The following is an 868-nucleotide window of genomic DNA, read 5'->3' on the forward strand; positions in this document are numbered from 1 at the left end:
CACCATGTCATGGCAGTGTTCAGAGACCGGAGGCAAGCTGGTTTACTCAAAGGCTATTTAGAAGCCACACTGGAAGCTAATCCAGAGATTGCCAAATATGGTGTGTTTTTACCACGGGGCTTAAAGGTCATTTTGCCTGAATTTGTGTTGTCTAATCCCCAAAGCATGGTGAAGCGGTTATGGGATTAATGCGTACACACCCTTTTATTGTGGTCAAGGTGGGAGACAAACCTGTTCATGAGGTTTTTTACCAGCGTCTTTTAACCGCAACTATCACGGACCATGCCGGTAATGAAGCCGATACATTTGAAGCAGAGTTTGACGATAGTGGCAATGATTTAGAGGTTCTCTCAAGCAACAGCACTCTGCAAGTGATTTTTGGCTATGAGAACAGCATCAGTGCCTTTATGGGGCGTTTTGTTGTCGAATCGGTTGTAAGTTGTGGTGGCAGTGATGGAGAAATCTTGCGCCTTTGTGGCAAAAGTGCCTCGATGCGTAAAGAGCTCAAAGAACAGGTGAGTGAGCATTTTGATCACAAAACTGTTGGTGAGATTGTTGAGACACTTGCCAAACGCCATGGCTATCAAGCAAAGGTTAGTCCCCAGTTCACTCAACAAAATTTGCCTTATGTGATCCGCACAGATCAATCGGCTGTTGATTTTTTAACCCGCCTTGCCGATCGCATGCGGGCACGTTTTTTAATCAAAGACCATAAGTTTTTATTTTTAAGCGGTGACAATTTACCAGCATTAGCAATCCATAAGCACGACTGTTCCAACTGGGAATTTACGTTAGAGCCACGTACGCAATATGGCACCATTGAAGCTTCTTATTTTGATCGCTCAAAAGGGCAGCAATGCCAAGTCAA

Annotated in this window: 2 protein-coding genes; both read left to right on the forward strand. The window is 44.4% G+C overall.

The window, feature by feature from the left end:
* Positions 1-189 (forward strand): tail protein X (locus ACFINX_RS10250; protein ID WP_375668814.1); only part of this gene is annotated, 189 nt, incomplete at its 5' end.
* Positions 189-868, forward strand: a 680-nt coding sequence (locus tag ACFINX_RS10255) for a phage late control D family protein (RefSeq protein ID WP_375668815.1), incomplete at its 3' end; no start/stop codon positions are given. The genes ACFINX_RS10250 and ACFINX_RS10255, both read left to right, overlap by 1 nt.

The sequence above is a fragment of the Bartonella sp. AP36NXGY genome (assembly GCF_042195865.1).
Taxonomy (GTDB): domain Bacteria; phylum Pseudomonadota; class Alphaproteobacteria; order Rhizobiales; family Rhizobiaceae; genus Bartonella.